The following is a 19648-nucleotide window of genomic DNA, read 5'->3' as shown; positions in this document are numbered from 1 at the left end:
GGCGCTTGTGGTACTCGACAATGTCGATTTCTCCATGGGCCAGGCCGATGCGGTCGGCATTGTCGGCCCGAATGGTGCCGGCAAGACGACGCTTCTGAGTGTCCTTGCAGGCGCCTTCCCGCCGAGCGCCGGAACGGTCCGTTTCGACGGCCGCGACGTCACCGCGCAAGCAGCGGCGAACCGCTGTCGCCTCGGCCTCGTGCGCACCCATCAGGTTCCAAAACCCTTCAGCGGCATGACGGCCTTCGAAAACGTCCTTGTTGCCGCGACCCATGGCGGTGCGGCCAGCCGCGACGAGGCCTATGAGAGCGCGGTCGACTCGCTGACGCTCTGCGGCATGCGCGGCGTCGCCAACCGTCAGGCCGATACGCTCGGCCTGCTCGATCGCAAACGTCTGGAACTCGCCCGGGCGCTCGCAACAAAACCGAAACTGATGCTGCTCGACGAGATCGGCGGCGGGCTGACCGATGGCGAGGCACAGGAACTGGTCGGCACGATCCTCGAACTGCGCCGCCGCGGCATCGGCATCGTCTGGATCGAGCATATCGTCCATATCCTGCTGCAGGTCGCCGAACGGCTGATCTGCATGGATGCCGGCCGCATCATCGCCGACGGCGAGCCGAAAACGGTCATGGGCGATGCTGCCGTGGTCAAGGCCTACCTCGGAGGCACACCCGCATGAGCCTCATCTCCATCCGCAATCTTGAAGTCCGCCACGGCCTGCTTAAGGCGGTGCGCGACGTCAGCTTCGATCTCGCCAAGGGCGACGTCCTGGCGTTGGTCGGCGCCAATGGCGCCGGCAAGACGACGCTCCTGCGCTCCATCGCCGGCGCGCATCTGCCGGCATCCGGCCGCATCCTGCTCGGCGACGAAGACCTCGCCTCCGTCCCCTCGCACAAGCGCATCGCCATGGGTATCGCGCTGGTGCCGGAAGGTCGTAAGCTGTTTTCGCAGATGACGGTCGAGGAAAACCTGCTGCTCGGGAAAACCGCCGGTCGGCAAGGTAACTGGACCATCGACCGCGTCTTCGACGCGTTCCCCAACCTCGTCCCGCGCCGCCATGCCAAGACCGGACACCTCTCCGGCGGCGAGCAGCAGGCGACGGCGATCGGCCGGGCACTGATGAGCAACCCCGATATTCTTCTGCTCGATGAAGTCTCGCTCGGGCTTTCGCCGCTGGTCGTCGATCGCGTCTATGCCCAACTCCAGTCGCTGCTCACCTCCGGCACCACCATCGTGCTGGTCGAGCAGGATCTCGGCCGCGCCATGGCGGTCGCCAACCGCGTCATGTGCATGCTGGAAGGCCGCATCGTGCTCGACAAGCCGACGCGCGGCGTCACCCGCGACCAGATCACCGAGGCCTATTTCGGGCTGCATCGGACGAACACCGGGAGGGCAGCATCGTGATCGACACCCTGATCCAGGGCATTCTGCTTGGCGGCTATTATGCCGTCATCGCCTGCGGCCTGTCCTTCATGTTCTCCGTCATGCGGATCATCAATCTCGCCCATGGCAGCTTGGCGGTCGCATCGGGCTATGGTCTGTGGCTGCTCGCCTCCAGGTTCGGCATCCCGCCCTTTGCCGGGCTGTTGATCGTGCTGCCCGTCATGGCGGCCGTCGGCTGGCTGCTGCAGCGCTATCTGCTCGAGCGCAGCGCCCGCGGCGGTGCGCTCCTGCCGATCCTCACCACCTTCGGTCTCGCCATCGTCATCGACAACCTGTTGTTCGAGCAGTTCGGCGCCGACACGCGCTCGCTGGCCCCGTTCATCGGCAGCCTGTCCTATGACAGCTGGGAATTGCCGGGCGGGATCTATGTCGGCAAGCTCGCCATCCTGATGATGGCAACAGCGATTGCCCTGCTTGGTGGCCTGCAGTTCTTCCTCAGTCGCTTTGCCCTCGGCCGCGCCATCCGCGCAACGGCGGAGGATCCCGACACGGCCGGTCTCGTCGGCATCGACGCCCGGAAGGTCAATGCACTGGCCGCGGCGATCGCCATGATCACGGTCGGCATTGCCGGTGCCTTCCTCGGCATGCGCGCCACCTTCGATCCTTATTCCGGCGGCCCGCAACTGCTCTTCGCCTTCGAGGCGGCCGTGATCGGCGGGGCGGGCTCGCTCTGGGGCACCCTCATCGGCGGGGTCGTGCTCGGCCTTGCCCAGTCGCTCGGCGCGCAATTCCACCCGCAGGGCTTCCTGATCGGCGGCCACATTGCCTTCCTCCTGGCGCTCTTCGCCCGGCTGTTCCTGACCGGCGTGCCCATCGTCGGCCGGGCCGGCATCGGAAAAATCCGCCTACCGCTTCGGAGCAAGACATGACAGCTCTCACCAACGACATTTCCATCGAACGCTCGACCCGGTCATCCCGTCTTGCCCTGTCGACCATGGCGGCGGTGCTCTGCCTCCTCGCCCTTGCGCCGCTCGTTCTCGGCGCGGGTGCGGTCGACCGGATGACGGCGCTGTTCGTCTACGTCATCCTCGCCGCGATGTGGAACGCGCTTGCCGGCTTCGGCGGCCTTGTTTCGGTCGGGCAACAGGTGTTCTTCGGCCTCGGCGCCTATTTCACCATCCGCCTTGCCGATGCCGGGCTGAACCCGTTCCTCTCGCTGTTTGCCGCCGCCCTCATCACCGGCGCAATCTCACTGCCCCTGTCGCTCTTCATGCTGCGCCTGAAGGGCGGCGAGTTCGCTATCGGCATGTGGGTAATCTCCGCCCTGACGCATATGCTGGTCAATCTCGACCGGCTGATCCAGGGCGAGACCGGCACCTCGCTGATCTCGCTGAACGCCTATGACAGCGGTACCCGCCGTGCGGTCATCTACTGGCTGGCGCTCGCCTCGATGGCAGCCCTCCTTGGCATCCTCTTTGCCCTGCTGCGCAGCCGCACGGGCGCGGCGATCCAGGCGATCCGCGACAATGAGGACGCCGCTGCCTCCGTCGGCGTGCATGTCATCGGCACCAAGCGCCTGCTGTTCGTGCTCGCCGCCTTCGGCATCGCCGTTGCCGGCGGGCTGTGGCTGGCATCAGCCACGACCTTCCAGCCGAAGACCTATTTCAGTGTTCAATGGACCGCCTACATGATTTTCATGGTGCTGGTCGGCGGCATTGGCAAGTTCGAGGGCGCGATCCTCGGCGCTGTGCTGTTCTTCATCATCGAAACCTTCTTCGGCTCGCTCGGCGTTTGGTACCTGATCGGCCTTGGGGCCACCGCCGTGATCTTCTCGCTCTATCTTCCACGCGGTCTCTGGGGCGAAATCGAGCGCCGCTTCGACCTGCAACTTCTTCCCGTCGGCTACCGGCTGAAACTTCCGGGGCCGACCAAGATTCAATGGAAACAATGACATGCCCGGCGGCCCGGACTCTCTTGTGAAAGGTGAACTTCATGCTTTTCGGTAAAACCATCCTGGTAACCGGCGTCGCCTCCGGCATTGGCGCGCGCACGGCCGACCTGGCCGGCCAGATGGGCGCCGAGGTCATCGGCGTCGACGTCCACGAACCAGCCAATGGAAGCGCCGCCTTCATCAAAGGCGACCTTTCGACCGCAGCCGGCGTCGCCGACATCGTCGCGCAGCTTCCGATGCGCCTCGACGCGCTCGCCAATGTTGCCGGCCTCTCCGGCAATACCGGCGTCGTCCCGACGCTATCAGTCAATTTCTACGGCCTACGGGCATTGTCCGAAGCTGTTGCGCCGCGCCTGCGCGAAGGCGGCGCCATCGTCAATGTCGCGTCTATCGCCGGTTACGGCTGGCGCGCCAATCTCGAGCGGGCAAAGGCGCTGACCGGCATCGATGGCTTCCCGGACGTGTCGACGGTTGCCGCCGAACACGACCTCAGGGACGAGGAAGGCTATCCGCTCTCCAAGGAATTGCTCTTGCTCTGGACCATGCGCGCCGCCCATCAGCCGCTGTTCAAGCAGCGCGGCATCCGGGTCAATGCGGTGAGCCCCGGTCCGGTCGAAACGCCGATCCTCAAACAGTTCCGCGCCGTGCTCGGGGATGCCCGCGTCGACAGCGACATCACCCGCGTCGGCCGCGCCGGCACATCCGCCGATATCGCACCGGCGATCCTCTTCCTCTGCTCTGATGGCGCCCGCTGGATCAACGGCGTCAATCTTTCCGCCGATGGCGGCCTCGAAGCCTCGATCAATGCCGAAGTCCTCGGCTTCTAATTCATTCCCTCAAGGAGTCCCTCATGAACATTTCCCTTCTCATCAACGGCACCGACCGCGCAGCCTCGAGCGGCCGGACCTATGACCGGATCGATCCCTTTACCGAAAAGCTCGCAAGCCGTGCTGCCGCAGCAGGGCTGGACGATGTCGCCGCAGCCATCGATGCCGCCGCAGCCGCTTTCCCCGCCTGGTCGAAGACCGGCCCCGGCCAGCGCCGCACGATCCTGATGAAGGCGGCCGACATCATGGACGCCAAGGTCGGCGAATTCACCAAACTGATGATCGAGGAGACGGGTGCCACCGCCCCCTGGGCTGGCTTCAACGTCATGCTGGCCGCCAATATCCTGCGTGAGGCCGCTTCGATGACGACGCAGATCTCGGGCGAGATCATTCCCTCCGACAAGCCCGGTACGCTCTCGATGGGCGTTCGGCAGGCGGCCGGCGTCTGCCTTGCCATCGCGCCCTGGAACGCACCCGTCATCCTCGGCACCCGCGCCGTTGCCATGCCGATTGCCTGCGGCAACACCGTCATCCTCAAGGCATCCGAACAATGCCCCGGCACGCACCGGCTGATCGCCACCGCACTGTCCGAGGCCGGCCTGCCCGCCGGCGTCATCAATGTCGTCACCAACGCGCCGGAGGACGCTCCGGAAATCGTCGCCGCCCTGATTGCCCACCCGGCCGTCAAGCGCGTCAACTTTACCGGCTCGACCAGGGTCGGCAAGATCATCGCCGAGACCTGCGGCAAGTACCTGAAGCCAGCCCTGCTCGAGCTCGGCGGCAAGGCGCCGCTGGTCATCCTCGATGACGCCGATATCGACGGGGCCGTCAACGCCGCCATCTTCGGCGCCTTCATGAATCAGGGCCAGATCTGCATGTCGACCGAGCGGATCATCGTCGACGAGGCCATCGCCGATCAGTTCGTCGCCAAATTGGCCGCTCGTGCCAGCCAGCTCCCCGCCGGCGACCCGCGTGGCCACGTTGTGCTCGGCTCGCTGATCAGCCTCGATTCAGCCATCAAAATGGAAGAACTGATCGCCGACGCGACAGCGAAGGGCGCAAAACTGGTGGCGGGCGGCAAGCGCTCCGGCACCGTGGTCGAGGCAACGCTGCTCGATCATGTAACGCCCGACATGCGCGTCTATTCGGAAGAATCCTTCGGCCCGGTCAAGCCGATCGTCCGCGTCTCCGGTGAGGAAGAAGCGATCCGCGTCGCCAATGACACCGAATATGGCCTGTCGTCCGCCGTCTTCAGCAGCGACGTCCAGCGCGCGATGGCGGTTGCGGCCCGGATCGAATCCGGCATCTGCCACATCAACGGCCCGACGCTGCATGACGAGGCGCAAATGCCCTTCGGCGGCGTCAAGGGCAGCGGCTACGGCCGCTTCGGCGGCAAGGCGGCGATCAACGAATTCACCGACTTGCGCTGGATCACAGTGGAGGATTCCGCCCAGCACTATCCCTTCTGATCGTCGCAAAGGGAGCGCATCTCGCCCGCGCTTGACTTCGCGGGCGATTCAACCTGTAATTTCGCGGCCTATTCCCCGCCGGCCCGGCGTAAGCAACGAGTTACTCATGACCGACGAGACTCCTGAGACGAAACTCACCGCATCCAAACGGCGCTGGGCCGAGCAAGGCAGGTTCCTGACAGGGAAACTCACCCGCGCGGAAACAGACCGCCTGCCGCCCGGCCAGCATCTGGTCAAGAACTGGCCGGTGCTCGATCTCGGCCAGCAGCCGCGTATCCAGACAACCGAATGGGCACTGCAGATCATCGGCGCCGTCGAAAATCCGATGAAACTCGACTGGGACGCTTTCCACCGCCTGCCGCAAAGCAACAGGCTGTCCGACATCCATTGCGTGACGACCTGGTCGCGCTACGACAATCGTTGGCAGGGCGTCTCAACCCGGGACCTACTCGATCTGGTGATGCCGGCGCCGGAAGCCAGGTTCGTGATGCTGACCAGTTATGACGGCTACACCACAAACCTGCCGCTTGACGATTTCGCCTCCGAGAACGGCATCCTCGCGACCGCCTGGGAAGGCGAACCGCTGACGCGCGACCACGGCGGCCCGATGCGCCTGGTCATCCCGCATCTCTATTTCTGGAAAAGCGCCAAGTGGCTGCGCCGCATCGAATTCCTTCTCGGCGACCAGGCAGGCTTCTGGGAACGGAACGGCTATCACATGCTTGGCGACCCCTGGCGTGAGCAGCGCTATTCGGGCGATTGATGGCTACTGCATAATTCCTTAAATCGGAATCGATTTAAGGAATTATGCAGCAGTTTCAAAGTGCTACAGCGTCCTTTGCGCGTCATGTTTGACGCGCGGCGCTGTAGGTCTGTCGCGTCGCCTGTGATTCCGGACAGTCCGGCGTTCCCTATCGCCGCCCGGCCGCCTCCACTGGTTTGCCCGAGACTTCGGCAGCCGCCTCGCGGATCGTCTGCATCAGGATGGCAAGCGGCATGGAGGGAATGGCGTTGGCCCGCACCGTCAGTCCCACCGGGCCCTTCGTCTCGCTCGTGTCGATCGGCAGCGCCGCCAGCATGCCGTCCTCGATATCGCCCGCAACGACGCCCGTCGAGATGATCCAGATCGCGTCGCTTGCCCGCACGAAGGCGCGGCCGAAGGAATCGGACACGGTCTCGATCTGGTTCGGCAGGCTGGCAATACCGTTGGCGATCAGATAGCGCTCGACGAACGGCCGGATGATCGAGGCGCGGGTCGGCATCAGCACCGGATAGGCCGCGAGATTATCGAACACGGACCGCTTTGCCGAAAGCAGCGGATGACCCTTGCGCACGACGAAGACGACCTGCTCGGAATAGAGGTGCTCGAAGGAAAATCCCGTCATCTGCTCAGGCGCTGCCAGCCGCCCCACGACCAGATCGAGGTCGCCGATCCGCAACTGCGAGAGCAACACCGCATTCTCGCCGGTGACGATCTTGATGCGGCTGCCGGTCTCTTCCTTCAGGAATTGCGCCATCGCCCGCGGCATGATCCGCGTCGACACCGTCGGAAGCGCGCCCACGCGCACCGGAGGCCCCTCGCCGGCGCGCTCCTGCGAGACCGAATCCAGCCCCTGCCGGATGGCCGTCAGCGCCGCCCCCGCATGCCGCAGGAAGGCCTCGCCGTACCGGGTGATCCTGATGCCGCGGCCGTCCCGCTCGAATACCTTGACGCCCAGCACCTCTTCCAGTTCGCGGATCGTCTTGGTCACGGCCGGCTGGCTGACATGAAGAAGGCCGGCCGCCTTCATCACGCTCTTCTGGCGGGCGACCTCGACAAAGGTCTGCAAATGGCGGAATTTTACACGGGCATCGATCATGAGGATTCATAACCTGCGAGTTAATGATAAGCAATAAAATGTCATTTTACCTAACCAGATTAAAGTCCCAATCTGGCGGCGGAGGAGAATTCCAGTGCAGTTTGCCCATATCAACGACATCACGCTTCACTATCAGGTCATCGGTGCTGCCAATGACAAGCCGGTGCTGGTCTTTGCCAATTCGCTCGGCACCGATTTCCGCATCTGGCGGGACGTGATCGTGCGCTTTGCGGGTGACTTCGCCATTGTTCTCTACGACAAGCGCGGCCACGGCCTTTCCGACATCGGCGATGTCCCCTATTCGATGGAGCTACACGTCTCCGATCTCGCCGGCCTGCTCGATCTCTTGTCGGTGAAGCAGGCGATCGTCTGCGGCCTGTCGGTCGGCGGCCTTATCGCGCAGGGGCTGTATGCAACGCGACCGGATCTGTTGCGTGCGCTCATTCTCTGCGACACCGCCCACAAGATCGGCACCGTGGAATCATGGGACGCGCGCATTGCGACCGTCGAGCAGAGCGGCATCGCGAGCATCGCCGATAGCGTCCTCGAGAAATGGTTCACCCCCGCTTTTCGCCGGCCGGAAAACAACGCCTATCATGGCTACCGCAACATGCTCGTCCGCCAGCCGGTCACCGGTTATACCGGCACTTGTGCAGCGATCCGCGATGCCGACTTCACCGAGGCCGCAAAGCGCATTGCGGTGCCCACCCTGTGTATTGTCGGCGATCAGGACGGCTCGACACCGCCCGATCTCGTTCTCTCGACCGCAAAGCTTGTCCCCGGCGCGCGCTACGAAGTGATCCGCGATGCGGGCCACATCCCCTGCGTCGAACAGCCGGAGGCGCTGACAGCCGTGCTGCGCAACTTTATCGATATCGTCCTGTCTGGAGAGTAACGCCATGAATGATGCCGCCGCGCCGACCGAACGCTACCGTCAGGGCATGATCACCCGCCGCGCCGTGCTTGGTGACAAGCATGTCGATCGGGCCCAGTCGTCCACCACCGATTTCGACCAGCCGTTCCAGGAACTGATCACCGAATCCGCCTGGGGCAACCTCTGGTCGCGGCCGACCTGGACGAAGCGGGAGCGCTCGATGGTGACGATCGCGCTTCTTGCCGCCCTCGGCCATGACGAAGAAGTGGCGATGCATGTGCGCGCAACGGCCAATACCGGCGCCAGCCGCGCCGATATCGCCGAAGCGCTGTTGCATGTGGCAATCTATGCCGGCGTGCCCGCTGCCAATCGCGCGATCAAGATCGCCAAGCAGGTTTTCGAACAGATGGACGCCGAACAGACAGCCTGAGGAAAAGCGAAAATGTCCGACCTTTCCAACAAGAAGCCCGAGACCGGCGCGTTTTTCCAGCGTGACCGCGCCTGGCATGCGCCGGCGCTGACGCCGGGCTACAAGACCTCGGTGCTGCGCTCGCCGCAAAAGGCGCTGCTCTCGCTCGACGGCACGATTTCCGAAATCACCGGTCCGGTCTTCGGCCACTCCATCCTCGGCGAACTCGACAACGATCTCATCAACAATTTCGCCAGGTCCGGCGAGAGCGCCATCGGCGAGCGGATCATTGTCCATGGCCGTGTACTCGACGAGCGGGGCAAGCCGGTTCCCGGCGCGCTGCTCGAATTCTGGCAGGCCAATGCCGGCGGCCGCTATCGCCACAAAAAGGAAACATACCTCGCGCCGCTCGACCCGAATTTCGGCGGCTGCGGCCGTACCATCACCGACAAGGATGGCGCCTATCGCTTCCGCACCATCAAGCCCGGCCCCTACCCGTGGCCGAACGGCGTCAACGACTGGCGCCCGGCGCATATCCATTTCTCCATCTTCGGCCACGGTTTTGCCCAGCGGCTGATCACGCAGATGTATTTCGAGGGTGACCCGATGATCTGGAGATGTCCGATCGTCACCACCATTCCGGACCGCCGCGCCATCGAGCAGCTGATCGCGCCGCTCGACTGGGCCAACACCATTCCGATGGATGCCCGCGCCTACAAATTCGACATCGTGCTGCGCGGCCGCCGCTCGACGCTGTTTGAAAACCGGCTGGAGGGCAACTGATGGTCCAGGATCTCGGATACCTCAAGGAATCGCCGTCGCAGACCGCCGGCCCTTACGTTCATATCGGCTGCACACCCAATTTCGCGGGCATCGCCGGCATCTATGAGACGGATCTTGGCTCATCGATGGTCAACGACAAGACGCTGGGTGAGCGCATCACCGTGCGTGGCCGGGTGATCGACGGCGCTGGAACGCCGCTGAAGGACGCGCTTGTCGAAATCTGGCAGGCAGATGCGGCCGGTCTCTACAACAGTCCTTCCGAGTTGCGCGGCACCGCTGACCCGAATTTCACCGGCTGGGGCCGCTGCCCGACCAGCGCTGACGAAGGCGTCTTCACCTTCGAAACAATCAAGCCTGGACGCGCGCCCTACAAGGATGGGCGGAAAATGGCGCCGCACATCACCTTCTGGATCGTCGCACGCGGTATCAATATCGGATTGCACACCCGTATGTATTTCGCCGACGAGCCGGAAGCCAATGCCGAAGACCCGCTGCTTGCCCGCATCGAACACCGCCATCGCGTCGCAACACTGGTCGCGCCGCGCAAGGGCTCTATCTATACGTTCGACATTCACCTGCAGGGCGAGAAGGAAACCGTCTTTCTCGACATCTAGGCCATTTCCGGGAAAAGTGTGAAACGGTTTTCCGTCCGGAAATACGTAAGAACAAGGGTTAGAGCGTTCCGTGATAGAACTGAAGCGCTCTAGGGCCTGGGGAAAGACATGACCGCCTCCGTCTTCGATCATCCGTTTCTCTCGGGCCTCTTGGGCGACGAGGAAATCGCCGCCTTCTTCTCGGTTGACGCCGACGTCCGCGCCATGCTTTCATTCGAGGCGGCACTGGCGAAAGCCGAGGCCGAACATGGCGTCATTTCCAACGTGGCCGCGGCACGCATCACCGAGATCTGCGGCAACTTCCTCCCCGATGTGCTCGCCCTACGGCGCGCAACGGCGACGGACGGAGTGGTGATCCCCGAACTTGTCCGCCAGTTGCGCAAGGCGATCGGCGGAGACGCTGCCGAAAAACTGCATTTCGGCGCCACCAGCCAGGATGTGATCGACACCAGCCTGATGCTGCGCCTGACATCGGTTTGCCGGCTCCTGTGCGGCCGCCTGGATAAGCTTCGCGCGGCTTTCGAGGAGATCAACCGGCAATGGGGTACAAGCCCGCTGATGGCGAAGACGCGCATGCAGGCGGCGATTGCCATCCGGGTTTCGGATCGCGTCGGCGCTTGGAGTGCACCGCTCGCCAGCTACGAGGACCGGCTGGAGCGAATGGCCGTCGTGTCTTTCCCCCTGCAATTCGGCGGCGCCGCAGGCACGCTCGAAAAGCTGGGCGACAAGGCCAGCGCAGTGCGTGCGGCCCTTGCCGAACATCTCGGTCTCGCCGATCATCCGCAATGGCAAAGCCAGCGTACGACGATCGCCGACCTAGCCCATATCCTGTCCCTGATATCAGGCAGCCTTGGCAAATTCGGCCAGGACATCGCGCTGTTGGCACAGGCCGGCGATGAGATCGAATTGTCGGGGGGTGGCGGGTCCTCGGCCATGCCGCACAAGCAGAATCCGGTGACCGCCGAAGCGCTGGTCGCGCTCGCCCGCTTCAATGCTGTCCAGCTTTCCGGCATACACCAGTCGATGGTTCACGAGCAGGAACGCTCCGGTGCCGCCTGGACGCTCGAATGGATGATCCTGCCGCAAATGGCCATCGCCTGCGGCGCGAGCCTCCGGCTGGCTTCAACGCTCGTTGGCCAGATCAAACGGCTTGGCAGCTAGTAAGAATGATCAAAGGCTGGACCACGGGTTGGGTTCTTCCCGCCGCGTGGCTCGCCCCTCATCCGCCCTGTCGGGCACCTTCTCCCCGTTATGACGGGGAGAAGGAACAAGCGGCAAACTCCGTTCAAGTCCCCTCTCCCCGTTTACGGGGAGAGGGTCAGGGTGAGGGGCAGTGATGGCACCAGGTCGGAGCCGTTCACCCCAGAACTCCGAGAATCAAACTCAATTCGCCTTGTTCTTGAACGGCTTGCGCTTGGCGCCTTCGGCGCCCGGCTTGTCAAATTTCGGCTTGTCGAAACCGGGCTTACCGGATTTCTTGCTCCATGGCTTGGTATCCGTCTTCTCCGAAGAGCGATTGTCCGCCCCGGCAAATTCCGGCTTTGCGTCGAACTTGCGCTTCGGCTTGCCTTCCCCCTTCCAATCGGAGCCCTTCCAATCGGGCTTGCCTTCGCTCTTCCAGTCGGGCTTGCCTGCCTTCTTGCCCGCATAGGGCGCGCCGCGCGACCCGCCGGAAAGATCCGGCATGCCGTCGAGCTGCCTGACCTGAATGCCCTTTTCGAGCGCCCGCTTCGGCCCGATCGCTTCGACGAAACGATCCACCCAGTCGCGGGCGATCTCGACATAGGTTTCGTCGGCCTGCATCTTGATGGCGCCGATCTCCTGCTTGGTGATACGGCCGATGCGGCAGAGCATCGGGATCAGCCAGCGCGGCTCGACATTTTGCTTGCGGCCTGCGGACAGCGAGAACCAGACGCTGTCACCGAAATCGCCGCGCGGCGCCCTCGGCTCGCCACGCTCCGGACGGTCGCCGCGATCCGTCGACGGCGTGAACGATGGCGTGTCCATCAGATCTTCCGGCGCCGAGCGTCCGGCACGCGACAAGCGCACGAACGCGGCCGCAACCTGTTCGGCACCGTGCTTTTCCAGGAGCTCCCGGACGAAATCCTGCTCTTCCTCGCGGATTGCCTCCTCGAAGGCCGGATCGGCCAGGATGCGCTCGTCGTCGCGGCGCGTCACGTCGTCGGCCGACGGCGGTTTTGCCCAGGTGGGCGTGATATTGGCATCGCGCAACAGCCGCTCGGCCTTGCGGCGGGCGCTGTTCGGCACGATCAGGGCGCTGACGCCCTTGCGGCCGGCGCGGCCGGTGCGGCCGCTGCGGTGCAGCAGCGTTTCCGGGTTCGTCGGCAGGTCGGCATGGATGACCAGTTCAAGACCGGGCAGATCGATGCCGCGCGCCGCAACGTCGGTCGCGATGCAGACCCGGGCACGCCCATCGCGCATCGCCTGCAGCGCATGGGTCCGCTCGTTCTGGCTAAGCTCGCCCGACATGGCGACGACCGAGAAACCGCGATTGTTGAAGCGGGCCGTCAGGTGATTGACAGCCGCACGGGTCGAACAGAACACCAGTGCATTGCGCGCCTCGTAGAAGCGCAGGACGTTGATGATAGCGTTCTCCCGGTCGGACGGCGCCACGGTTAGCGCGCGGTATTCGATGTCGAGATGCTGCTTCTGCTCAGCCTGGGTCGAGATGCGGACGGCGTCGCGCTGGTAGCTCTTGGCAAGATTGGCGATCGAGCGCGGCACAGTCGCCGAAAACATCAAGGTGCGCCGCTCGGCCGGCGCTTCCTCGAGGATGAATTCGAGGTCCTCGCGAAAACCGAGGTCGAGCATCTCGTCGGCCTCGTCGAGAACGACGGCCTTCAGCGCCGACATGTCGAGAGCGCCGCGACGGATATGGTCGCAAAGACGTCCCGGCGTTCCAACGACGATATGGGCGCCGCGCTCCAGCGCCCGCCTTTCGCTGCGCATGTCCATGCCGCCCACGCAGGAAGCAACCGTCGCGCCGGTCAGTTCGTACAGCCAGTCCAGTTCGCGCTTGACCTGCAGGGCGAGTTCCCGGGTCGGAGCCACGGCGAGCGCCAAAGGCGCACCGGCCTGGGCGAAACGCTCCCGCCCATCAAGCAGCGTCGAGGCGAGCGCGAGGCCAAAGGCCACCGTCTTTCCCGATCCGGTCTGCGCCGAGACCAGCGCGTCGCGGCCTTCCAGTTCGGCGCCCAGAACCGCCTTCTGGACCGGGGTCAACTCGGAATAGCCGCGCTTCGTCAACGCATGAGCGATCGCCGGAGCGATGCTGTCGAACTCTGTCATATGTTTGTCTTTCGGAATTCGGATGCCGTGCGCGTCTCGGTCGATGAGGAAGAGCGCAGTCCCCGCGGCCAGCACGTCGCAAGCCAATACATGCGCGTCCTCTTACTGTGCCCGGCGCGAATTGTACAGAGCGAACGCGGCGGCCCGGCAAAACCCGATCAGGCAAGATCCGGCGAAAAGCCCAATTTAGAACAGCCATGCATCGTCGGATGCATGGCTGTTGTCTGTGGTGCTGTATTTGTTCGCCTCTGTTGAGGTTGAAACTTAGCTCGTCAGGCGCGGTGACCGCACCACCTTGTTGAACAGGGTCTTCATGGCCGCCTCGATGCCTTCTGTCGGGCTCACTTCGAAATAGAAGCCCGGCGACGCACATTCCTCCATGCGCGTTCCGATTTCCGATTGGAAGGGTTTGATCCAGCTGTTGTACCAGTTGTTGTTCGGCAGCGGCAGATAGGTGGTGTAGAGGACGGCGACCTTGATGTCGCGATCCTTCAGCGTTTTGCAGAAGGTCGTGTCGATCGGCTCCTGGCAGCGTGATCCCGTCAACTTCTTCGTGCAGCCCTTCGGCTTGTAGCTGTCGCCGACCCCATCGGAGACGAAGAAGACGATCTTCTCCGGGCTGGCGGAACTCGTGCCATTGCCAGGCGTTCCAATCTCGGCGTTGATCTTGGTCAGTGCGTTGTCGAAACTCGTCTGCTGGTCGCTGTTGTATCCCTGGTAGGGAATGCTCATCAGCTTGATTTTGTCGGTACCGGCCTTCACCTTCGTCAAGTCGGCGGTCAGTGCCGCGACCTTCAGGAGCTTCACGTCCACCGCCGTTTCGCCGAATGTATAGGCAGCCATGCGGAACTGGTTGGAATAGCTCTGCGTCCGCTCCGCCTCCAGCGTCAGCGCCGCGACAGCCTTTGCCACCACGTCGATGCGGATGGTGATGCCGTTGTTGCGGGCGACGAAATAGTTGCTGTCGGTCTTGATCACGCCCTTTTCCGAAACGATGTGGCAGGCGAAGGCGCAGTTTCTCGAGCCGCTATCCGATACCTTTGCCGTCGCCTTGATCATGTTGTCGACGTCGGCCGGCGTCGCGGCGACCCCCATGGACGGCGTGTTGTCGAGCAGCATGTAGAAATCCATGAAGGACTGCGACTGGTAGGTGGCCGTGGCCTTGCCGGAGACCGTGATGCTCTCCTTGCCGATGACGCGCAGGAAGGATGTTTTCAAGGTCGCCTGATAGGTCAGTTCGGCGTAGATGTCCTTGCCGCTTTTTCTGACCGAGGCGTTCACGGTGTCGATCTTCAGATCCGCCGCAGCCTCCGGGTCGTACTGGGTGTTTCCCGTGCTGCTGTCCATTTGCGCCTCGAACAGAGCCTCCGCTTCCTCTTCGCTGAGCGGAACGGGGCCGTCCTGCGGCATGTTGATCGCCTGCGCAACGCCGGCGGATTTTTCCGCGATGGATCCAACGATGGCAGCGTCGGCAGCGTTCTGAAGCTGCGCCTTGAGTTCCATGGCACGGGCGAAATCGATGGCCATGCCGGCACAGCCAAGAATGGGCACAATCACGATGGCGCCCATCAGGGCAAAATTGCCGGACCGGTCCGCCAAGAGTTTTTTCAATACACGCACTGTGACCACCCCGTCCTCACCGCGCGGCCGACGGCCACGCATCTACACTCGTCGGACGAGACAATAGCCGTGAAGTTCTAAACGGCGGTAAAGCGCAATAGTTAACCGAAATAAAATTCAAACAAAATTAAGTTGTTATTCAAATTTTGGCAATTAATGATTGTAACAAAAAACAATGTAGCACTATATTCTGAACGAAAACGACACATGTGAGAGGCGTAACGAGTGATATTCGCCGACATGGATGACATTACGCAAGAATCAGCAGCGTAAAAATGAAACAAACTGATTTTTATTGAATCACTTCAACACAACACTCATTTATAGTGTCATCCCCTCCCAAACAATATGGACGACGCCTATATACGACGCTTGATGTGGAATCCGCGGCCGGCGGAACGAACAAAATTCACCCTGCGGTCACGCCACTCGAATTCAGATGTCGGTGGCGTAAGTTCAGAGGATCGTGGGGCGCGCTACAAGAATGTGGCTCGTCACATACGTGGGAGCTGACCGTCATTGATTTCATTGCCTTTTTGTCAGGCTGACGTCAGCTACCTCGTATGCGGTCGTCACATTCATTGTTCCGCGACGGGTGAATCGTCACATCCGATTGTGCTGGGTATCCAAGAACAGAAATCGAGGGGTGCATGCCGATGATATTCAGACTTCGTACGCCTCTCGCTTAACGTGTTGGCTATCCGGAAACATTCGAAGCCTGGACTGGCGGACATCGGTTGCCGCCGGACTGCCGACCAAAGACCCACCAAAAAGCCAGCGACTGGCTAGCCAAAATCGGGAATGGGACCCCGCATGGTCCGCCACATCCAGCCATCTTTGCCGTGTTCACCGACACTATCGTTCATATCGAGCCTCCAGCGATAGAGGCGCTTCATGGCAGCCTGACGCAGGTCAAACTCCGGACCGTCGGCGATGTTGCTACCCGTGCCGTCCTCGATGCGCCCCTCGAACTCCAGAGGGAAAGCCTTCAAAACCATCAGCGATCCGTTTCTTGAAAACTGCCGATCAATGCCCTTTAGAAGGCACGGCCAGATAAGGGGGCTGGGTTCAGCTATCGAAAGCCGGTCGAAAAGGACGATATTCCCGTAATACAGTGGATGGTCGTCCTCATCCCAACAACTCGCGACGAATTCGGCCATCTCGTAGTCTTGTTGGGTTATCGCATCAGCCACCTTGACGAAGTATTCATGGCTTGGAAAGTAGCCCTCAGTCAGGGACCATTCGCGGAAAAGTGCGATAGCGAGTGTACGCTCCCGATACACAATGCTCATCTCGATGACGCGGTACTTGAAGTAATCGATCTCGTCGCTGATGAACTGGGATCGCCGACTGGAAAGTACGAGGCTCTCGACCTCCGCGCTCCACGACTTGCGGAGCGCGTACGTATTCGGCGCAGCGATCGTTTCCTGAAAAGCCTTCAGTCTTCGATCCAGCGCCCACTGTCTCGTGTACATTTATGCTCCCTGGTTCCTCCTCAGCGGAGCCATATCCGCTTGGGTCCTTGTCTACAACCGGGCGATGGCGCACACAAAAGCAAGACCCCATGACGACATCCTCGCGTACATGATGTTTCTGAGGGACGTCGTCATCGACAATCGCGTCACCCCGACGGAAAACATCCGAACTGAGGTAGCAAACGCCACAATCTCCGCCAAATGTCAGGGCTGTTCCGTTACATCATGCGGATTGGCGGTTTCAGGCCCTCGGCGCGACGGTGAAGATTTTTAGGCAAGCGTTTCATTGATCCTGACGAAGAGCTTTTCAAAGTTGGAGAGTGTCGTCTCTGATAGCTCCTGGACCAACTTGTGCTTGTTTCTCAGCAGATTGTCCGCCGGTTTATTGTGATCAAACCGCTTCTCACCAGCAAGGCGTGCTATCTGGGCGACGATGGGATCGGAACCTTTCAAGTCCGACTTCTTGATCTTCGTTCCGAAAGCGCTGTTGTAAAGCTTGATGTAGTCATCCACGTCGAAGATGTCTTCGATGTCGGCCGTGTTCGTGTCGGTCATCTCACCAACGGTGATAATTCGCTTGTCCGTGAGAAACCCAGCCTTCGCCAACGACGTCAACTTCTGATGCCCTTCTTTGCGGGAATCGACGAGCACGGTGACGTCCAGGTGGTTCCCGAGGAGGGCCACAAAAGCAGGAATTACGTCCGCCCCGCCAATCGGCATCATCGACCAGCGATCATGGAGTCCAGTTCGGCCTATCGACTTCAGATGCTGCGAAATCGTGTCCAGGTATATGAAGTCCGACGGGCCTTCGAGAACGAGATTGTCTTTCGCGATGAACAGATGCTGAGCGATGTCGTATCCCAGCGCGCTCTGCAATGGGAATAGGGTATCCCTATCGGTCGTCAGAACGTCAGCGGTGACTACGGAACCCTTTTCGAGGCCCTTATCCTCAATGAGCCGCGTACGCTCGAGCCGGTCTGGCTGGATCATAAACGGCGAATGAGTTGTGTAGATTACCTGGCAGCGCTTCGACAGCTTCTCTTCAATAAAGCGGAGGAAGTCCTTCTGGGCCTTCGCGTGAAGGCCCAGCGCGGGTTCATCAAGGAGTATGACAACGGGTGTGCTATCGTACTCATAGCGCGAGAAAGCCGTCAAAAACGAGAAGAACCAACGGAAACCGGACGAGCGTTCGTCGAATGGAAGAGACAGCATGTGCTTGTCGTCATACATGCGTACCTGCAACTCATCAACGACAGGCGTTTCCACCCTCCCGTTGGGCTCTTTCGTCATCGTCAAGTCGATGAGAACGCGCAAATTGGTATTGGTCGACCAGTAGGCCAAGACCTCGCGCGTCAACTCGTTCGCGGTGTTCTCAAGCTCCCTCTTGCGCGTTTCGTAGTCAGTATCGAGGAGGTGTTCCTTTTCGAACTCAGCAAGCTGGAGCAAGGCCAAGGCGGTCTGCCGATTCTCATCCAAGGTATCCGGATCGGCGTTCAGCAGCTCCCTAATCGGAACCCTGCTCGGGAGGCTGCTGTAATCGCTGTAATAGAAGAACTTGGGAACCAGCTCGGCTAGCTTTGTGGCGATCACGGATCGCATCGTTGCACTCTTCGGCACAAGTTCGTCGATCGCCGCTTTCAGGTCTTTGCGCTGGGCGGACGTGTCTGTTTCTTCGTCGTCCTCATAAGCCTCGAGCGCGGCTCGCAGCTCCTCGAAACTTTTGCAAGAGCCCAGCTTGGCGAGCGCCCCTTCGGCGGCGTGTTCGCTTATAAAATTCGCGACAGCCGCTTTCTCATCCGTGTCGAATATTGCGAATGTGTTGTTGTTATATCGACGCTGGTAAGTGAAGTTCGTCGAAGTTAGGACACCTGGTCCGAAAAGAGCCTCGATGACCTCATGATCCCTCGCCTCGAGTTCGAAGGTGGCTGAAATCGGGATCGTTTCGTCGAGGTCTTTGCCGTCAGCCTTGGCTTCGCGACGACGCTTCTTCTCCAGCCACGCAGGATAGTGCTTTGCCGAGTCGAACTTAACTGCGCCTTGAGCGGGTTTAAGGCGGCGCAAGGCCTCGAGGAAAGCGGATTTGCCGGATTCATTCTTTCCGACAAGGCAGGTGATCCCGTCGTCGATTTCCACCGGAGAAGAATCGAGGATATGCTTGAAGTTATTAATCTGGACAGTCCGCAGTCGCATCGCTTTTCCTCAAACTTATAGCTTGAAGAATGATGTACGGCGCTGTCCTTGGTTGCAATAGCCCATCGGATTGCCATCGGGTTTTCACCTGAAATGTCGATGCGTTCCACAGACTTCAAACCAGTAATACCTTTGTCAAAATTGTATTTGCGACCGCCGACATCTGGCACCCTGCGCCAATTATTCACAGTTGCACTTTACTGAACGGCATAAACCAGGGTGACCGTCATCTCGGCTGCGCGAATTCAACATTACAGAGAACTCTGATCCGCCCTATCCGCGGTCTTCCGTTGTGCCTTACCTTCTAGTTCTTTCAGGAAAGCGCCATAGGCCCCGATCGATGAGATTCTCTGATCGACAATTTTTGAAATTTCTGGCTTGCCGTTTTTTACGAAAGAAGTGCTACCCGCGAAGCCATCGTAGCCAAAACGCTCATTCGAGCTATCTGATAGGCTAAGACACCAAGCGCGAACGTCATCTTCGAGTGATAGCAGGCGCGAAGTTGTAAGGCTGTCGCCGGTCAATTGACCGTGGAACAGTTTGTTCCTGTATTTCGCCGCTTCTTCCATCCTGTCAGATAGTCGATCAAAATCGACGACTAGGGCCGAGATCGGGATGCCTATCAACTGCTCGAAGGCCACTTTGAAATGGCGGAAGTACAGCCTTTTCCGTTTGGCCAGGGTGTCCTTGAGTTCATTGACATCCTTACGCTCGAATGCTGACGCCTGAAACACCAGATTGGTGAACACTCGTCTTATCTGTCGTTCGCTTCTAATGAGAGCCAAGGAAAATGCATCCACGCCGCAGGTGCCGGAGGCCTCGTCATTTCGAATAAGATCAACAATGGCGAATGCATTTTCGCAGCTTTTTGTCATGATGCCA

18 protein-coding genes are annotated in these 19648 nt (G+C 60.9%); 12 read left to right on the top strand and 6 right to left on the bottom strand.

The window, feature by feature from the left end:
* Positions 1-7: 7 nt before the first annotated feature.
* From ACSQ2W_RS14470 to ACSQ2W_RS14440, 7 genes are all read left to right on the top strand, one after another.
* The gene (locus tag ACSQ2W_RS14470) at positions 8-682 is read left to right on the top strand and encodes an ABC transporter ATP-binding protein (protein WP_436087789.1); all 675 of its coding nucleotides are present in this window, start codon (positions 8-10) and stop codon (positions 680-682) included.
* Positions 679-1407, top strand: coding sequence for an ABC transporter ATP-binding protein (locus ACSQ2W_RS14465; protein WP_436086872.1), 729 nt, complete (start codon positions 679-681; stop codon positions 1405-1407). The genes ACSQ2W_RS14470 and ACSQ2W_RS14465 overlap by 4 nt, the downstream gene beginning before the upstream one ends.
* Entirely contained in the window at positions 1404-2315 is a 912-nt protein-coding gene (locus ACSQ2W_RS14460; protein ID WP_436086871.1) for a branched-chain amino acid ABC transporter permease, read from the top strand. Before ACSQ2W_RS14465 ends, ACSQ2W_RS14460 begins: the two co-directional genes overlap by 4 nt.
* Positions 2312-3337, top strand: a complete 1026-nt coding sequence (locus tag ACSQ2W_RS14455; protein ID WP_436086870.1) for a branched-chain amino acid ABC transporter permease — start codon at positions 2312-2314, stop codon at positions 3335-3337. Before ACSQ2W_RS14460 ends, ACSQ2W_RS14455 begins: the two co-directional genes overlap by 4 nt.
* Before the next feature lie 41 nt (positions 3338-3378).
* A complete protein-coding gene (locus ACSQ2W_RS14450) occupies positions 3379-4164 on the top strand; it encodes a coniferyl-alcohol dehydrogenase (protein WP_436086869.1) in 786 nt (261 codons plus the stop codon).
* 23 nt (positions 4165-4187) lie between these two features.
* Entirely contained in the window at positions 4188-5633 is a 1446-nt protein-coding gene (locus ACSQ2W_RS14445) for an aldehyde dehydrogenase (RefSeq protein ID WP_436086868.1), read from the top strand.
* Between the two features lie 106 nt (positions 5634-5739).
* On the top strand, positions 5740-6396 hold the full coding sequence (locus ACSQ2W_RS14440) for a sulfite oxidase-like oxidoreductase (protein WP_436086867.1): 657 nt from the start codon (positions 5740-5742) through the stop codon (positions 6394-6396).
* 148 nt (positions 6397-6544) lie between these two features.
* Here the strand turns inward: ACSQ2W_RS14440 and pcaQ are convergent, their stop codons facing one another.
* Complete coding sequence (gene pcaQ, locus ACSQ2W_RS14435) at positions 6545-7492, bottom strand: pca operon transcription factor PcaQ (RefSeq protein ID WP_436086866.1); 948 nt, start codon at positions 7490-7492, stop codon at positions 6545-6547.
* A gap of 94 nt (positions 7493-7586) precedes the next feature.
* Between pcaQ and pcaD the strand changes: the two genes are divergently transcribed.
* The 5 genes from pcaD (at position 7587) to ACSQ2W_RS14410 (ending at position 11333) form a co-directional block, all read left to right on the top strand.
* Positions 7587-8387, top strand: a complete 801-nt coding sequence (gene pcaD, locus ACSQ2W_RS14430) for a 3-oxoadipate enol-lactonase (protein ID WP_436086865.1) — start codon at positions 7587-7589, stop codon at positions 8385-8387.
* Between the two features lie 4 nt (positions 8388-8391).
* Positions 8392-8796, top strand: a complete 405-nt coding sequence (pcaC, locus tag ACSQ2W_RS14425; RefSeq protein ID WP_436086864.1) for a 4-carboxymuconolactone decarboxylase — start codon at positions 8392-8394, stop codon at positions 8794-8796.
* A 12-nt stretch (positions 8797-8808) separates the two neighbouring features.
* Positions 8809-9558 carry a protocatechuate 3,4-dioxygenase subunit beta gene (gene pcaH / locus ACSQ2W_RS14420; protein WP_436086863.1) on the top strand — a complete coding sequence of 250 codons (750 nt, stop codon included), beginning with the start codon at positions 8809-8811 and terminating at the stop codon, positions 9556-9558.
* Positions 9558-10172, top strand: a complete 615-nt coding sequence (pcaG, locus tag ACSQ2W_RS14415) for a protocatechuate 3,4-dioxygenase subunit alpha (RefSeq protein ID WP_436086862.1) — start codon at positions 9558-9560, stop codon at positions 10170-10172. Before pcaH ends, pcaG begins: the two co-directional genes overlap by 1 nt.
* A gap of 108 nt (positions 10173-10280) precedes the next feature.
* Positions 10281-11333, top strand: a complete 1053-nt coding sequence (locus tag ACSQ2W_RS14410) for a 3-carboxy-cis,cis-muconate cycloisomerase (RefSeq protein WP_436086861.1) — start codon at positions 10281-10283, stop codon at positions 11331-11333.
* Between the two features lie 222 nt (positions 11334-11555).
* Here the strand turns inward: ACSQ2W_RS14410 and ACSQ2W_RS14405 are convergent, their stop codons facing one another.
* The 5 genes from ACSQ2W_RS14405 to ACSQ2W_RS14385 all read right to left on the bottom strand — a co-directional run bounded on the left by ACSQ2W_RS14405 (position 11556) and on the right by ACSQ2W_RS14385 (position 19641).
* The gene (locus ACSQ2W_RS14405; protein WP_436086860.1) at positions 11556-13481 is read right to left on the bottom strand and encodes a DEAD/DEAH box helicase; all 1926 of its coding nucleotides are present in this window, start codon (positions 13479-13481) and stop codon (positions 11556-11558) included.
* A gap of 264 nt (positions 13482-13745) precedes the next feature.
* Positions 13746-15101 carry a TadE/TadG family type IV pilus assembly protein gene (locus ACSQ2W_RS14400; RefSeq protein ID WP_436086859.1) on the bottom strand — a complete coding sequence of 452 codons (1356 nt, stop codon included), beginning with the start codon at positions 15099-15101 and terminating at the stop codon, positions 13746-13748.
* 785 nt (positions 15102-15886) lie between these two features.
* Positions 15887-16576: a hypothetical protein gene (locus ACSQ2W_RS14395; protein WP_436086858.1), complete on the bottom strand. Its 690-nt coding sequence runs from the start codon at positions 16574-16576 to the stop codon at positions 15887-15889.
* A gap of 270 nt (positions 16577-16846) precedes the next feature.
* A complete protein-coding gene (locus ACSQ2W_RS14390) occupies positions 16847-18766 on the bottom strand; it encodes an ATP-dependent nuclease (RefSeq protein ID WP_436086857.1) in 1920 nt (639 codons plus the stop codon).
* Positions 18767-19017: 251 nt separating this feature from the next.
* Complete coding sequence (locus tag ACSQ2W_RS14385) at positions 19018-19641, bottom strand: hypothetical protein (protein ID WP_436086856.1); 624 nt, start codon at positions 19639-19641, stop codon at positions 19018-19020.
* Positions 19642-19648: the final 7 nt, after the last annotated feature.

Origin of the sequence: Pararhizobium sp. LjRoot255 (genome assembly GCF_964252905.1) — a bacterium.
Classification (GTDB): domain Bacteria; phylum Pseudomonadota; class Alphaproteobacteria; order Rhizobiales; family Rhizobiaceae; genus Pararhizobium.
This window is presented reverse-complemented; position numbering and strand designations above follow the sequence as displayed.

Bases quoted from the DNA above. Each gene is read 5' to 3' on its own strand.
- ACSQ2W_RS14445 (WP_436086868.1), top strand. From the start codon at position 4,188: ATGAACATTTCCCTTCTCATCAACGGCACCGACCGCGCAGCCTCGAGC.
- ACSQ2W_RS14385 (WP_436086856.1), bottom strand. From the start codon at position 19,641: ATGACAAAAAGCTGCGAAAATGCATTCGCCATTGTTGATCTTATTCGA.
- ACSQ2W_RS14455 (WP_436086870.1), top strand. From the start codon at position 2,312: ATGACAGCTCTCACCAACGACATTTCCATCGAACGCTCGACCCGGTCA.
- pcaG (WP_436086862.1), top strand. From the start codon at position 9,558: ATGGTCCAGGATCTCGGATACCTCAAGGAATCGCCGTCGCAGACCGCC.
- ACSQ2W_RS14465 (WP_436086872.1), top strand. From the start codon at position 679: ATGAGCCTCATCTCCATCCGCAATCTTGAAGTCCGCCACGGCCTGCTT.
- pcaH (WP_436086863.1), top strand. From the start codon at position 8,809: ATGTCCGACCTTTCCAACAAGAAGCCCGAGACCGGCGCGTTTTTCCAG.
- pcaC (WP_436086864.1), top strand. From the start codon at position 8,392: ATGAATGATGCCGCCGCGCCGACCGAACGCTACCGTCAGGGCATGATC.
- ACSQ2W_RS14440 (WP_436086867.1), top strand. From the start codon at position 5,740: ATGACCGACGAGACTCCTGAGACGAAACTCACCGCATCCAAACGGCGC.
- ACSQ2W_RS14395 (WP_436086858.1), bottom strand. From the start codon at position 16,576: ATGTACACGAGACAGTGGGCGCTGGATCGAAGACTGAAGGCTTTTCAG.
- pcaQ (WP_436086866.1), bottom strand. From the start codon at position 7,492: ATGATCGATGCCCGTGTAAAATTCCGCCATTTGCAGACCTTTGTCGAG.
- ACSQ2W_RS14450 (WP_436086869.1), top strand. From the start codon at position 3,379: ATGCTTTTCGGTAAAACCATCCTGGTAACCGGCGTCGCCTCCGGCATT.
- ACSQ2W_RS14390 (WP_436086857.1), bottom strand. From the start codon at position 18,766: ATGCGACTGCGGACTGTCCAGATTAATAACTTCAAGCATATCCTCGAT.
- ACSQ2W_RS14410 (WP_436086861.1), top strand. From the start codon at position 10,281: ATGACCGCCTCCGTCTTCGATCATCCGTTTCTCTCGGGCCTCTTGGGC.
- ACSQ2W_RS14405 (WP_436086860.1), bottom strand. From the start codon at position 13,481: ATGACAGAGTTCGACAGCATCGCTCCGGCGATCGCTCATGCGTTGACG.